General features: G+C 33.9%; 13 protein-coding genes. 5 read left to right on the forward strand and 8 right to left on the reverse strand.

What is annotated here, in order from left to right; genetic code table 11:
- The first annotated feature begins 77 nt into the window (after nt 1-77).
- The 3 genes from K8B81_RS18180 to K8B81_RS18190 are packed head-to-tail and all read left to right on the forward strand — an operon-like array spanning nt 78 to nt 2,011.
- Complete coding sequence (locus K8B81_RS18180; RefSeq protein ID WP_223682976.1) at nt 78-818, forward strand: Dph6-related ATP pyrophosphatase; 741 nt, start codon at nt 78-80, stop codon at nt 816-818.
- Between the two features lie 2 nt (nt 819-820).
- Entirely contained in the window at nt 821-1,318 is a 498-nt protein-coding gene (locus K8B81_RS18185; RefSeq protein WP_223682977.1) for a hypothetical protein, read from the forward strand.
- A gap of 3 nt (nt 1,319-1,321) precedes the next feature.
- Nucleotides 1,322-2,011, forward strand: a complete 690-nt coding sequence (locus K8B81_RS18190; RefSeq protein ID WP_223682978.1) for an aspartyl/asparaginyl beta-hydroxylase domain-containing protein — start codon at nt 1,322-1,324, stop codon at nt 2,009-2,011.
- A 3-nt stretch (nt 2,012-2,014) separates the two neighbouring features.
- Here the strand turns inward: K8B81_RS18190 and K8B81_RS18195 are convergent, their stop codons facing one another.
- The 6 genes from K8B81_RS18195 to K8B81_RS18220 are packed head-to-tail and all read right to left on the reverse strand — an operon-like array spanning nt 2,015 to nt 10,326.
- A complete protein-coding gene (locus K8B81_RS18195) occupies nt 2,015-3,712 on the reverse strand; it encodes a carbamoyltransferase C-terminal domain-containing protein (protein WP_223682979.1) in 1,698 nt (565 codons plus the stop codon).
- 48 nt (nt 3,713-3,760) lie between these two features.
- Nucleotides 3,761-4,345: a chemotaxis protein CheB gene (locus K8B81_RS18200; RefSeq protein WP_223682980.1), complete on the reverse strand. Its 585-nt coding sequence runs from the start codon at nt 4,343-4,345 to the stop codon at nt 3,761-3,763.
- Entirely contained in the window at nt 4,327-5,136 is an 810-nt protein-coding gene (locus K8B81_RS18205) for a CheR family methyltransferase (protein WP_223682981.1), read from the reverse strand. The genes K8B81_RS18200 and K8B81_RS18205 overlap by 19 nt, the downstream gene beginning before the upstream one ends.
- 6 nt (nt 5,137-5,142) lie before the next feature.
- Nucleotides 5,143-5,508: a response regulator gene (locus K8B81_RS18210; RefSeq protein WP_223682982.1), complete on the reverse strand. Its 366-nt coding sequence runs from the start codon at nt 5,506-5,508 to the stop codon at nt 5,143-5,145.
- 15 nt (nt 5,509-5,523) lie between these two features.
- Nucleotides 5,524-9,096: a response regulator gene (locus K8B81_RS18215; protein WP_223682983.1), complete on the reverse strand. Its 3,573-nt coding sequence runs from the start codon at nt 9,094-9,096 to the stop codon at nt 5,524-5,526.
- Between the two features lie 6 nt (nt 9,097-9,102).
- Nucleotides 9,103-10,326 (reverse strand): hybrid sensor histidine kinase/response regulator, encoded by a 1,224-nt coding sequence (locus K8B81_RS18220; protein WP_223682984.1) that lies wholly within the window; start codon nt 10,324-10,326, stop codon nt 9,103-9,105.
- Nucleotides 10,327-10,581: 255 nt separating this feature from the next.
- Between K8B81_RS18220 and K8B81_RS18225 the strand changes: the two genes are divergently transcribed.
- Together K8B81_RS18225 and K8B81_RS18230 are read left to right on the forward strand one after the other, a co-directional pair.
- On the forward strand, nt 10,582-11,430 hold the full coding sequence (locus K8B81_RS18225) for an SDR family oxidoreductase (protein ID WP_223682985.1): 849 nt from the start codon (nt 10,582-10,584) through the stop codon (nt 11,428-11,430).
- A 17-nt stretch (nt 11,431-11,447) separates the two neighbouring features.
- Entirely contained in the window at nt 11,448-11,711 is a 264-nt protein-coding gene (locus K8B81_RS18230; RefSeq protein ID WP_223682986.1) for a SemiSWEET family sugar transporter, read from the forward strand.
- A gap of 67 nt (nt 11,712-11,778) precedes the next feature.
- Here the strand turns inward: K8B81_RS18230 and K8B81_RS18235 are convergent, their stop codons facing one another.
- Both K8B81_RS18235 and K8B81_RS18240 read right to left on the reverse strand, forming a co-directional pair.
- Entirely contained in the window at nt 11,779-12,612 is an 834-nt protein-coding gene (locus tag K8B81_RS18235) for a hypothetical protein (RefSeq protein WP_223682987.1), read from the reverse strand.
- A gap of 262 nt (nt 12,613-12,874) precedes the next feature.
- Entirely contained in the window at nt 12,875-13,216 is a 342-nt protein-coding gene (locus tag K8B81_RS18240; protein WP_223682988.1) for a hypothetical protein, read from the reverse strand.
- Nucleotides 13,217-13,379: the final 163 nt, after the last annotated feature.

The following is a 13,379-nucleotide window of genomic DNA, read 5'->3' on the forward strand; positions in this document are numbered from 1 at the left end:
AAAAAACCAAAGTTACAAAGGTTTCACCAACAAATCGAATGAAATTTGTATGTTTACATTAGAAAAATTACCTGAACGTGTCAAGATCTAAAAAAGCCTTATTCAACTGGAGCAGCGGAAAAGATTCTGCTCTAGCTTTATATAAAATCCTTCAGGATCCTGATTATAAAATTGAATGTTTACTGACCAGTGTCAACCAGCAATATCAGAGAATTTCGATGCATGGCGTGCGTAAAGAATTACTGGAAGCTCAGGCTAAAAGCATTGGTTTACCTTTGAAAATAATGCAGATTCCGGAAATGCCAACGATGGAAGTATATGAAAATGTCATGACTGAAACTCTATCCGGATTAAAAAAAGAAGGTATTACACATTCTGTTTTTGGGGATATTTTTCTGGAAGATTTACGAAAATACCGTGAAGACAAATTAGCTGAAATGGGCTTTGAAGGCGTTTTCCCAATCTGGAAAATCCCGACTTCAGATTTGATCCAGGAATTCATTGCTTTAGGATTCAAAACCATTGTGGTTTGTGTAAACGAACGTTATCTGGACAAAAGTTTTGTTGGTCGAATAATAGATCAGGATTTTATAAAGGATTTACCTGAAGATGTTGATGTTTGTGGCGAAAATGGAGAATTTCATACTTTTACTTTTGAAGGCCCCATTTTCTCAGAAAATATCAATTTCGAAATTGGTGAAACAGTATATCGAAAATATGAAAAACCAAAAACTGAATCCAGCAATACCGCCTGCGACACAAATTCGACAGATGCTTTTGATTATGGATTCTGGTATACTGACTTAATCATGAAATAATTATGAAACAATCTGCTGAATTGGTAAAAGTTCTTTCGTTTTTAGACGAAATTGGAATTAATGTTATCGAAAAACAGCTTGAAACATCTTTCCTGCCTGGATTGAGTTTAGGTCCAAACTGTCTTTATATTGATTATGAAAAATTATTGTATCCGGGTGATATTCTTCATGAAGCCGGACATCTGGCAGTAACAACTTCAACAGAAAGAAAAATTGCCGGCACAGTTGAAATGGCTGCTGACTGGCCTTCTCAGGGCGAAGAAATGGGTGCAATTCTCTGGTCTTTCGCAGCTGCACAACATTTAGAATTACCTGTTGAATTTGTATTCCACCCAAACGGTTACAAAAACGAATCGGAATGGCTGGTTTCAAATTTTACCAATGAAAATTATATTGGATTGCCTTTTCTGGAGTGGGCCGGACTTGCCTTAGGAAAAGTAAATGCTGAGAAAGAAGGTAAAGAACCTTTTCCAAAAATGCTCAAATGGTTAAGAGATTAAATTATGGATAAATTAGTTCGCTCAATAAAGTTTCCGATGTTTTTTGATCCTGAAAAACTTAAAGCGGATGTTCGTCAAATCATTAATAAAAAATGGACAAACCACTACAATACAAATGATTATTCCGGAAAATGGACTTCTATTGCTTTGATGTCACAAAACGGAAAATCGGATTCGATTTTTGCACTTCCTGGCGGTGATGAAAAACTGGTTCCTACCGAAATCATGGAATCCTGTAGTTATTTTCAGGAAATTCTGGATAGCTTCTTATTCGAAAAAACTGCTGTCCGATTGTTAAAACTCGATGTTGGCGCAGAAGTTAAACCACATACCGATAACTGTCTGGGATATGAAAACGGTTGTTTCAGACTTCATATTCCCATTATTACCAATAATGAAGTTGAATTTATTTTAGACGGAAACCGTTTAATCATGAACGAAGGAGAATGCTGGTATATTGATGCTAATTTTACCCATTCGGTAGCCAATCGCGGAACTGAAGACAGAATACACCTTGTTATCGACGGACTTCGGAATGACTGGACGGATCATTTATTTTTTAAACATGCCAGTCAAAATGAATTTATACGTCCTGCCACAGAAACTTCTGAAAAAGAGAAACAACTTATAATTGCTGAACTGAAACGCATGAATCCTCCTAATTTGGATGCCATTTTGAAAGATTTAGAATAGCTGTTATTTTTCAATTACATAATTTTCCATCACTAAAATATCCAAAGCTGTAATTTCGAATAGATGAAATGCCTCTTCAGGAGTTTCAACAATGGGCATTCCTTTTTTATTGAGACTTGTATTGAGTAAAACAGGTATTCCGCTTTCTGTATAAAACGCACTAAGCAATTTCGTAAACTTCGGATTCCAGCTTTTTTCAACTGTCTGAACTCGTGCCGAACCATCCTGATGTGTTACATTTTTAAGATTTATCAGATGTTCAGGATTTGTTTTATCTACCAAAATCATGTAAGGGCTATTCCTTCCATGCAAAAAATATTCTTGTACTTTTTCTTCTAAAATTGCCGGTGCAAAAGGACGAAAATCTTCCCTGAATTTAATATTCAGATTGATATGATCTTTCATACCTTCAATTCCGGGATGTGCTAAAATACTTCTTCTTCCTAAAGAACGTGGACCAAATTCTGATCCTGACTGAAACCAGGCAATCGTTTGTCCGCGATTTAATTTTTCAGCGCAATAATTTACCAGTTCATTTTCATCGGAAAACTTTTTAGGATTGTATTTTTTGTATTCTTCTTTATTAAATGAAACTTCAATTTCAGAATCGCTATACGTTTTACCAAAACAAGTACTTCCGTTATGAGCAACTTTTGGCATATTCAAATATTCCAGCCAGCCGTAAAATGCACAGCCAAGTGCGAGGCCATTATCTGCGGCAGCGGATTCAAAATAAATATTTCCAGCTATTTTACTGTCCTGAAGTTTGGCATTTGCCACCGCATTAAGTGCAACCCCTCCGGAATAACATAGATTTTTATGAGGAAATTTTTCCAGACGATTGTGAATGCATTTTAAAACCGCTTTTTCTACCTGTTCCTGAGCCCATTTTGCGACATTGGCGTAATACTCAAAGTTGTTCTTGAAATATTCATACCCTTCTGACGGATTCGAAAATTGATTTTTCCAATCTTCATTTACAAACAGATTCCCGGATGTAAATTCAAAAGCTTCAAAATCAAAGATTCCTGATTTTCCAAATGGTGCAAGTCCCATTAATTTGCCCACATCATCCATATCCCCAAATACGTAATAACTCACAGCTGCATAAAACCCTCCTATAGAATGCTGAGTAGTAGGAAGTGAAAACAAACCGCCTGAATTTTCAGCCATTTTACTGAAATCTTTAATCAAGGGCGTTAATTTTTGCCCGTCAAAATTGTAAAAACTGTCTTTTTCACACAACATCTGAACTCCGTCAAGAAATTCAGGGTTTATATATTGTTTTTGTTCAGGATGCAATTTTAGAAACTGTTCAAGAGGACTCCCGCAGCCATCAATTACCATTACGGCACATTCTGAGAATGGGCAGGTTCCAACAGCACTGTAGGCATGAGCCAGATGGTGCGAAATATCAACTATTCTCAAATCTGGTGTTTCTGCAAAAAGTCTTTTCCCTTTAAATTGATTACGATTCGGAATTTCGAAATTTGCACACTGTACTACAAGCGAAATATCTTTTAGCTGAATCCCTTCTGCATCCAGGCAGTACTGGATTGCGAGGTTATCATTTCCCCCATCATGTTTGATTCGGCTTAACCGTTCTTTTTCAATCCCTACGCAAACACGTCCATTTTTTAACAAAACTGCCGATCCGTTGTGCGAAAGTCCGGTACCGAGAACATAAACAGGAGAATTCATTAAGTAATATTTTTATAGTTTACTTTTAAACTACTAAAATAATTAAACTTACTTATCAACTGAAAGAATAAACTGAAGAATTTGCTGAACATTTAAAACATAATCTGGCACTGTATTCTGGATAGCGTGATTAGGCATAAAAGGCATATCAGCTGAATCCGGATTCTGGATAATTATAGTTCCACCTTGACTTTTAATCGCTTTTAATCCTTCTGTACCATCGGAATTTGAACCAGACAATAAAATCCCTGTCAGTTGTTTTTTATATATCTCAGCAGCTGATTCAAACGACACATCAATACTTGGTCTGCTGTAATTTACTTTTTCAGAAGTATCAAGTGACAGCGTATGATTTTTTTCAAATAATAAATGATAATTTGACGGAGCTATATAAATAAATCCGGGTAATAATGCCACCTTATCTTCAACCTTTTTTACTTTTACAGGTGATTTTATTTCAATGAGTTCTTCAAAAGTTTGCTCATCTGTGCTTTTTCGATGCACAACAATTACAATAGCAAAAGATTTTATAACAGACAACTGAGGTAAGATTTGCATTAGTGCATTTAAACTTCCGGCTGAGCCTCCTATAATTACAACGTTAAAATCTGGATTTACTTGATTTTTCTCCATATTTTTTCCCTATCTAACTGTTTGTACTTGCCCGGTGATATGGAATACTTTATGGTTTCTTTTGTACCCAAAGCCAAAAACCCCAAAACCGCCAGACTATCATCAAATAAGCTAATTGCCCTTTTTTGTAAATCATTATCAAAATAAATCAGGACATTGCGACAAAAAATTATATCAAATTCATTAAATGAAGTATCAGAAACTAAATTATGCTGTGAAAAAACCATTTTTTGGGATAGTTCTTCATTAAATTTTGCAATACCATAATTGGCCGTATAATAACTTGAAAAATCTTCTTTTCCTCCTGAGTCGCGGTAATTCTCTGAATACTCTTTCATCATCCTCAACGGAAATATCCCTTTTTTGGCTGAATCAAGGACCTTAGCATTTATATCCGTAGCATAAATTAGGGATTTATGCAGTAATCCTGCTTCCTTTAATAAAATGGCCATTGAATACACTTCTTCACCTGTAGAACATCCTGCATGCCATAAACGAATAAAAGGTTTTGTACCTAATAACGGGAGAACCTGATTACGGATTACAGTGTAAAAAGCAGGGTCCCGAAACATTTCGGTAACATTTACTGTAATTTCATCAATAACATGCTTGAAATAGTCAGCATCGTATCTGACCTTAGATAAAAATTCACCAAAATGAATAAATCCATCCAGTTGATATATTCTGTTTACACGTCTTTTTAACGAAGCTCTTGAATAACTACCAAAATCAAAACCATAATATTCATACACTTCATTTATAAAGGTTTCTAATTCGATATCTTCTATCATAAAATTCTAAATTCTGCTTAACATCAAAAGCAATTTATCCACATCGACCGGTTTAGAAATATAATCATCTGCACCAGCCTCCAAACATTTTTCTTTATCTCCATTCATAGCCTGAGCCGTCACAGCTACAACAAAAGTTGATTCGTGCGAAGGTATATTCTTTATCAAAGGAATGGCGTCGTAGCCATCCATTTCAGGCATCATCATATCAATTAAAACAGCATCTATATTTTCATCCGAATTTAATATTTTTAAAGCTTCTTCAGCACTCAGACATGATAAACACTCAAATGATTTGGCACGGAGCGTATTTTCTAAAGCAAAAATATTTCTGGAATCATCATCCACTATCAAAACCCTTTTTTTATGCATATTTTTACCTTTTAATTAAACTTTATCATACAGCCATACTCGCAGCAATGAAAGCAGCTGGTCAATATCTACTGGCTTCGTGATATAATCTGAAGCTCCTGCCCTGATACATTTTTCCCGGTCTCCAGTCATAGCTTTTGCTGTAACGGCAATTAATGGCAAAGTTAAATGTTTTGGATTACTTCGTATTTTTTCTGCTGTTTCATACCCATCCATATTTGGCATCATCATGTCCAGTAAAACGATGTCTGTATTTGGATTCTCTTCAAGCATTTTAATAGCTTCCTTGCCATCAAATGCAGTTATTACATTCATTTTAAATACTTCAAGCGCTTTTGTTAGCGAATAGATATTACGCACATCATCATCTACGATTAAAACCGTTTTATCAAATAAAATATTATTCAGTAAATTCAGTTTCTTATGGCTTTCCTTTTTGCCTTCAGAACCTTTATTTTCTTCAACCAGATGCAGGAAAAGAGATACCTCGTCCAGCATTCTTTGATACGAATGCGCCGTTTTTACGATTATAGAATCTGCATATTTTCTGATTTTTACTTCTTCCTTAAGGGATAAGCTTTTTCCGGTAAACACGATTACAGGAAGATTTTCTAAGCCCGGACTTTTCTTGACGCCATCCAGGATTTCATAAGCCTGTTTGTCAGGAATTCCCATATCTAAAATTACGCAGTCTATTTCACTTTTATTGAGTGCCTTTAATCCTTCAGTAACTTCACTTTTAATTTCAGAATTGATATTATTACTTCCTAAAAAGTAAGCCAAAGCTTTGGCATGTTTCGGATTATCCTCAATAATCAGCACTTTTTGGGCTTCTTTACTGATAATATGCTCTATTCGCATGAAAACTTCCGGAATTTTTTCGAACGCGACAGGTTTGTCCAGAAAATCAACTGCTCCTTTGAGCAAACTTTCCTGTTTAAGCTTATGCGATGACATAATATGAACCGGAATATGTTTGGTCTGCGAGTTATTTTTAAGCTCTTCTAAAATCTCCCATCCGCTTTTTACAGGCAACTCTATATCTAGTAAAACACCAATTGGTTTGTATATTAAAGCAAAATTTAACGCATAGTCCCCTCGTACAGCGACGATTCCTTTATATCCTTTTTCCCTTGTGAAACTCAATAATGATTTTGCAAAATTGATATCGTCTTCAACAATTAAAATAACTTTATCATCTTGTGAAATAGCATTTCGGTCATCTTCAATTTCATCCGGGATAACAGTACTGATATAATTGTATTTTTGATTTTCTGCATCAGTATTTTCATTTGGCTCAATTTCAATTGGAGGTGTTTTTTCGACTGTTACCTTTTTCATTTCAGAACCAAAAACAGGAAGGCATAAGGTAAAAGTACTTCCCTCGTTTACTTTACTATGCAAAATAATTTCTCCTTTAAGCAATTTGGCCAGTTCCCTGCTTATTGAAAGACCTAAACCGGTTCCGCCATATTTTCTTTTCGTAGATCCGTCTGCCTGTTGGAAAGCTTCAAAAATCAAGGGCTGTTTATCCAATGGAATTCCGATTCCGGTGTCTTTTACAATAAAACAGATTATTTTATCATCATCGTCATTCACTTTGATTTCTAAACTTACAGATCCTTTTTCTGTAAATTTAATTGCATTTGAAATTAGATTTTTCAGAATTTGCTCCAGACGCATTTTGTCAGTTTTAATAACTAAAGGCGCATCTTTGGCAATGATTTCAAAATCTATCTTTTTTTCTTTTGCTACTACTGAAAATAAATTTGAAAGATTGTCTGTTATTTCTTTGGTTGAAACATCTAAAAACTCCAGTTCCATTTTGCCGGCTTCAATTTTAGATAAATCCAGGATTTCATCAATTAAGCCTAACAAACTGTTTCCTGAACTCTGAATTACTTTAGCAAACTCAACTTCTTCAGCATTCATGCTCTTGTTATTATTCTCAGCTAATAGGCGGCTTAATAGTAAAATAGAATTTAAAGGAGTCCTTAACTCATGTGACATATTGGCCAAAAACTCCGACTTGTAGCGGGTAGTAAGTTCCAGTGCTTCAGATTTTTTCTGAATTTCAGTATTTCTTTCTTCTAATAAAACACTTCGTTCTGATAATTCCTCATTGGTCTGTTCCAGCTCTTCCTGCTGCACCCTTAATTCTTCTTCTGAAGCCTGTAGTTTTTCAGTCTGGGTTTCTAATTCGGCATTCATGGCTTCCAGCTCACTATGCTGAATTCTTAACTCCTCTGATTGTGCCTGGGTTTCCTCGAGAAGTTCCAAAACACGTTTTCTGTTTCGGGTTGATTTAATGGCAATCGCTATATTATTGGAAACAGTCTGTAGAAATTCCAAATCAATTTTAGTAAACTCTTTTACGTTTGCTAATTCAAAAGCACCTTCAATTTTGGTATTGATTAAAGGGACAGCAACAATATGTTTAGGTTTTATTTCACCAAGTGCATAAGTAATCTGAACATCATTTTCAGAAAAGGATTTTAATTCCAGTATTTTTCTTGAAGCCACGCATTGCCCAATCAATCCCTCTCCTTGTTTGATATGTTCCCTGTTTTTAGCAGGAAGATAGCTGTAACCCGAAATTGCATACAATTCATCCCCTTCTGTTGAATAAATAACACCCGCACTGCTTTTGGTATATTGGCATAAAAATTCAATAACGTCTTTAGATAGTCTTTCTAGCTCCTTATCTCCAATCATCACATTATTTAGCTGGGCAATACCGGTTTGCAGCCATTCTTTTTGAGACAATAAATCAAAAGATGATTTTAAGGAAACCCCCATACTGTTTAAAGATTCTCCCACGCTACCCAATGCATCAGACTTTGTATCATCGACCCTTATATCGTAATTTCCCTGTGAAATATTAGATGCAACTGTACTTATTGCGTGAATTCTTTCGGCAGTTTCCCTGTCCTTTTTTTCTAACTCTTCCTGAAGAAAAGAACGTTCATTATAATCTTTTAAAATACGCAGCAAGAACATTATTGTTATAATAAAAGCGATTATGAAAGCTGCAATAATTAAAATAAAACTATAGTTACCATATCGCTGAGAATTGGCATTTCGTTCCTTTAAAAGTATCTGTTCAGTATTTTCAATATTTCTATAGTACGCACGAAGTTCATCCATCATTTTTTTTCCTTCGTTCAGATCAAAAGTAGCAGTTTGCCCGCCCAATCGTTTTTTTACCACCAGATTGTGAAGGTATTTGTAAAAAACATTCGTACGTGCTTTTACCTCTTTTAAGTTCTTTTGCTGCGAAGGATTATCTTGTGTGAGTTCATCCAGTATGCCAAAAATCTTATCTGATCTTTTTTCGGCATCATTATAGTGATCCAGAAATTGTTCATTTCCAGTTATTAAGTAACCCCGCATACTCGTCTGGGCATCGGTAAGTATTGATATACCTTCATTAAGATTATAAATCACTTCCTGAGTGTGATTTACCCAGTAGTTGCTGTTTAAAAGGTTTCTTATACTTAAAAATGAAGCTGTAGAGCTTATCATTAATATAAATAAAGAAACTAATGAGCTGATTAATAAATTTCTTTTAAAGTTGTTTTGCTTCATATAAAATTATTTTATTTCCTGATATTCTAAAGGTAAAACCATAATAAAGCTTGCTCCTTTGCCTATTTGGCTTTTGGCAGTAATTAGTCCGTTATGTTTTTCGATTATTTTTTTTGCAATTGCAAGTCCAATACCTGTTCCTTCATAGCTTTGACGATCATTGAGGCTCTGAAAAATGATAAAAATCCTGTCCAGGTAAATTTCATCAAAACCAATCCCGTTGTCCTTTACAGTGATACGGCAATAGTTTCCGTTTGGAGAAGGGCTTGCGTCGAAATCTTTGGTTTCAATCAATTCTGAAGTGATTTCGATTACCGGATTTTCAGTATTATTAGAGAACTTAAGGGCATTTCCGATCAAATTTTGAAAAACCTGCCTCAGCTGGCTCGGAATACTGTCTATAGTTGGAAGTACATTTGTTTTTATTATAGCGTTTTTACGCTCGATCAGATAATCAAAATCAGAAAGCACTTCTTGCAAAACTTCATTTAAATCTGTTTTTTCAGGCTGTACCTTTGCAGACAACCTTGAATAGGCAAGTAAATCAGTAATTAAAGTCTGCATTCTTTCAGCTGATTTAATAGTTCGGTTTACATAATCAACCGCTTTATCATCTTTGGCAAGATATAAATCTTTAATGATTTTAATAAAAATCTGAATTTTTCGGATTGGCTCATTCAAATCATGTGAAACCACCCATGCAAACTGCTGAAGCTCATGATTTTTAAGCTCCAGTTCCTCATTTTTTAAAATTAATTCTTTAGTTCTTTCTGTAATTTTTATTTCCAGGTTATCCTGCGCTTCTTTTCTGATTTTGATTTCTTTAGACAGAAGCTCTTTCATCTCTTTTAACTCATTCTGCTGTTCGTAAATTTTCAGGAATGTTTTTACTTTTAAAATCAGCAAATCAGAGTCAACCGGCTTCGTAATATATTCTACTGCGCCAGTTTCATACCCTTTAAAAATATATTTTTTTTCTATATTAAGTGCTGAAAGAAAAATAACAGGAATATCTTTTGTTTTTTTATTTCCGGAAAGGATTTTCACTACCTCAAAACCATCTAGTCCAGGCATCTGAACATCCATTATAATTAGGGAGTAATTTATCTGTAAAATCTTCTTTAATGCTTCCTCACCTGATTCTGCGGTGTCTACATCGATATTATGCAGCTCTAAAGTTTTTTTTAGGGCAAGTATATTTGCCTTTATATCGTCTACAATTAATACCATCTATTTGTAAGCTAAAGTGTTATTGTTACAGTAAATTTTGAAAATTTACTTCTAAATTAAATTTTATAAAATCTCAAATATATCTAAAAAAAAATTAACACTTTTTTTATTTAAAAATATATTAATTACATAATTCCCACATTGATATTATCTATAAAACCAAAAGACCTTTTGCGACAATCTAAAATTCTTTTAAGTCAATAAATACTGGAGTATAGGACTATTTTAGTAATAGTATGTAAAAAACAATAACTTATGAAAAAGATAAAAACATTTCCAGAACAAAAACAAAATTTGCCAGGAAACGAACATTTGATGAATCCCGAACCAGAAATTATTAAAGAAAATTATAACGGAAGCGGAAAACTTTTAGGCAAAGTAGCCTTTATAACCGGAGGTGACAGCGGAATCGGACGAAGTGTTGCTGTACATTTTGCCAGGGAGGGCGCAAATATTGCAATTGTATACCTGAAAGAAGACAAAGATGCTCAAAAAACAAAAGAGCTTGTGGAGAAAGAAGGCCAGCAATGCCTGCTAATAAGTGGCGATCTGAAAGATGAAAAATTCTGTAAAAGCGCCATAAAAAGCTGTGTAAAAACTTTTAGCAAAATAAACATAATTGTAAATAACGCAGCAGTTCAGTTTCCTCAGAATGAACTTGAAAAGATTACTGCAGCACAACTTCAAAAAACATTTGAGACCAACATTTACCCCTATTTTTATATTACTAAAGCTGCTTTGCCTTTTTTAGATAAAGGCGACAGCATTATAAATACAAGTTCGGTTACGGCTTACAGAGGAAGCGAACATCTTTTGGATTATTCGAGTACAAAAGGTGCCATTCTAACTTTTACCAGATCATTATCAACCATGCTGGCAAAAAGGCAAATCAGGGTTAACGGAGTGGCTCCCGGACCTATCTGGACACCGTTGATTGTTGCAACATTCGATAAGGTTTCTGATTTTGGAAAAGACAATCCAATGGGGCGTGCAGGTCAGCCGTCTGAAGTTGGTCCGGCTTATGTTTTTTTAGCTTCTGAGGACAGCAGTTACATTACCGGCCAATTTATTCACATTAACGGCGGTGAACTTGTGGGAGGCTAACTTAAAAAATCAAAATTATGAATTACATTGATCTGATTGGTCTTTTTGCGGGTATTTGCGTAACCATTTCGGTAATTCCACAAATTATAAAGGTCTGGAAAACAAAAAAGGTAAAGCAAATTTCACTGCTTACCTTTGGCGTCCTGACATTTGGAATCGCTATATGGGTTGTTTACGGGATTTTGAAAAAAGATTTGCCTGTAATTGTTACGAATAGTGTTTCTTTGTTCTTAAATTTAATTATGGTTTATTTCCTAATTTACTACGAAAAAGAACAATAAGCATAAAACTCTCTAATAAAAAAAACAGCTTCGGTAAAAGCTGTTTTTTTTCAATATATAAGGCTTATTAGCTAACTAGTTTTTGATTGTATGATTTATTAAAGGACAAATGATATTTTTCTTTTAATAATCTTGGAAAATAATTTCGTCCTGATAAACCAGCTCCTGAGAATATTTCAAGAACATTAAAGTTCGAAACTCTTTTTAGCTCTACTATTTGTCTGTTTGCCAATGATAAAATTGGCTGTATATTTTTTCTATATCCATAAGTATGCTGGTCAAGTTCGATTTGAAGGATATTTTCTAAAATTCGATATTTCAAGAGGTTCTTAACGATTCCTTTTTGAGGAAGAGCATTGAACTCTTTAATTTTTTCAGTAACTTTTGAATTTTGCTGACCCACATAGATATAATTTCCAGACTTGCTTACAAATCTGTTTTTTAAATCTAAAAATAATTTGCTGTTTTCAGATACTGCTGCATGATAGGTATTATTACAAATCATAGCAAACTGTATATGTTTATACCCTTCAAAATACAAAACACTATTAATATTAGAAGTATTTCGTATGATACCTGTTTGATTCGGTTTTATTGTTTTTCTTTCGCCGTTAATCCCGAAGCTATGTGTGACATTACCTTCAAAACAATACGTAAACAGAATTGGTGAATTAGCAAATGACTCCATACTCAATTCAATATCTTCATTAAAAACAATATCAAACTGAATGTATGAAATTTGTTTATTAAGCGTAATACCACTTATAGTTCCGTTTGCATTTTTGGACTTGACTTTTAAGTTGTACTGATTGTTTTCTAAAGTCAAAGTTCCATTAAGACTATCTTTAAGATCGTTAAAAATGGTATTAATTCCGCCTGTATTTAAGTAAAGTTTTTTCATTTGATAATAATTAAAAGTTCAAATAATTAAGTGTTCAAATTTTTAACTATTACATAATCATCTTCTTTTGAACAATTCAAATTTCGTACTACTACACACATTTAGTGTTATATAATTTTTCGTACAACTTTCATAATTAATACTTTATAAAAATTCCGTAAAAAACAAAAACAGCTGCTCCAGACACCATGTCCGAAACAGCTGTTTTTTCAGCAAAATAAAAAAATCCTTAACCTATTTATCTATAAATCTAAAATTCCTTTTAAGTGAGCTTTTGTATATCGGCATTTGCCGAATAATTTTTTTCTGGTATGTCTTTAAAAAATTCAGCCGCTTCTAAATCTCCAGAAGGTCCATATCCTAATAAATAAGTTCCTTTTTTTTCATCACCTGTTTCTATAACATATAAGATAGACATATCTTCAGGATTACTCATTCCTTCGTAGCGGTGATGGGCAACAATAAAAATCTCTTCAGGCTGATAAGCATATTTCGATTCGGTTTCTACAAGGGCTCCGTCCTGAAATAAAAAATTACAGCAATATCCTTTTTTCTGATATTCATCAAGGTATTCTAATTCGTGTTTTGAAAGTTCGTTCTTCATGACAATTTGGATTATTTGATTTATTTTAAAGTTTCCCAAACCTTACTTAGCAAAGTTCATCCTTTTAAAACCCACGTTTTAACTCAAAAAATTTTTTTTTTGTCTCATTCAGATCATCTGTGAAAATTGAAAAAAACAGCATTTTAAAAGCTTGATTATTTAA

It is taken from the genome of Flavobacterium hibisci (assembly GCF_020026925.1).
Classification (GTDB): Bacteria; Bacteroidota; Bacteroidia; order Flavobacteriales; family Flavobacteriaceae; genus Flavobacterium; species Flavobacterium hibisci.

What these genes read in the sequence shown, in the direction of transcription:
- K8B81_RS18185 (WP_223682977.1), top strand. Translation starts at nt 821, where the DNA reads ATGAAACAATCTGCTGAATTGGTAAAAGTTCTTTCGTTTTTAGACGAA.
- K8B81_RS18190 (WP_223682978.1), top strand. Translation starts at nt 1,322, where the DNA reads ATGGATAAATTAGTTCGCTCAATAAAGTTTCCGATGTTTTTTGATCCT.
- K8B81_RS18195 (WP_223682979.1), bottom strand. Translation starts at nt 3,712, where the DNA reads ATGAATTCTCCTGTTTATGTTCTCGGTACCGGACTTTCGCACAACGGA.
- K8B81_RS18200 (WP_223682980.1), bottom strand. Translation starts at nt 4,345, where the DNA reads ATGGAGAAAAATCAAGTAAATCCAGATTTTAACGTTGTAATTATAGGA.
- K8B81_RS18205 (WP_223682981.1), bottom strand. Translation starts at nt 5,136, where the DNA reads ATGATAGAAGATATCGAATTAGAAACCTTTATAAATGAAGTGTATGAA.
- K8B81_RS18210 (WP_223682982.1), bottom strand. Translation starts at nt 5,508, where the DNA reads ATGCATAAAAAAAGGGTTTTGATAGTGGATGATGATTCCAGAAATATT.
- K8B81_RS18215 (WP_223682983.1), bottom strand. Translation starts at nt 9,096, where the DNA reads ATGAAGCAAAACAACTTTAAAAGAAATTTATTAATCAGCTCATTAGTT.
- K8B81_RS18220 (WP_223682984.1), bottom strand. Translation starts at nt 10,326, where the DNA reads ATGGTATTAATTGTAGACGATATAAAGGCAAATATACTTGCCCTAAAA.
- K8B81_RS18225 (WP_223682985.1), top strand. Translation starts at nt 10,582, where the DNA reads ATGAAAAAGATAAAAACATTTCCAGAACAAAAACAAAATTTGCCAGGA.
- K8B81_RS18230 (WP_223682986.1), top strand. Translation starts at nt 11,448, where the DNA reads ATGAATTACATTGATCTGATTGGTCTTTTTGCGGGTATTTGCGTAACC.
- K8B81_RS18235 (WP_223682987.1), bottom strand. Translation starts at nt 12,612, where the DNA reads ATGAAAAAACTTTACTTAAATACAGGCGGAATTAATACCATTTTTAAC.
- K8B81_RS18240 (WP_223682988.1), bottom strand. Translation starts at nt 13,216, where the DNA reads ATGAAGAACGAACTTTCAAAACACGAATTAGAATACCTTGATGAATAT.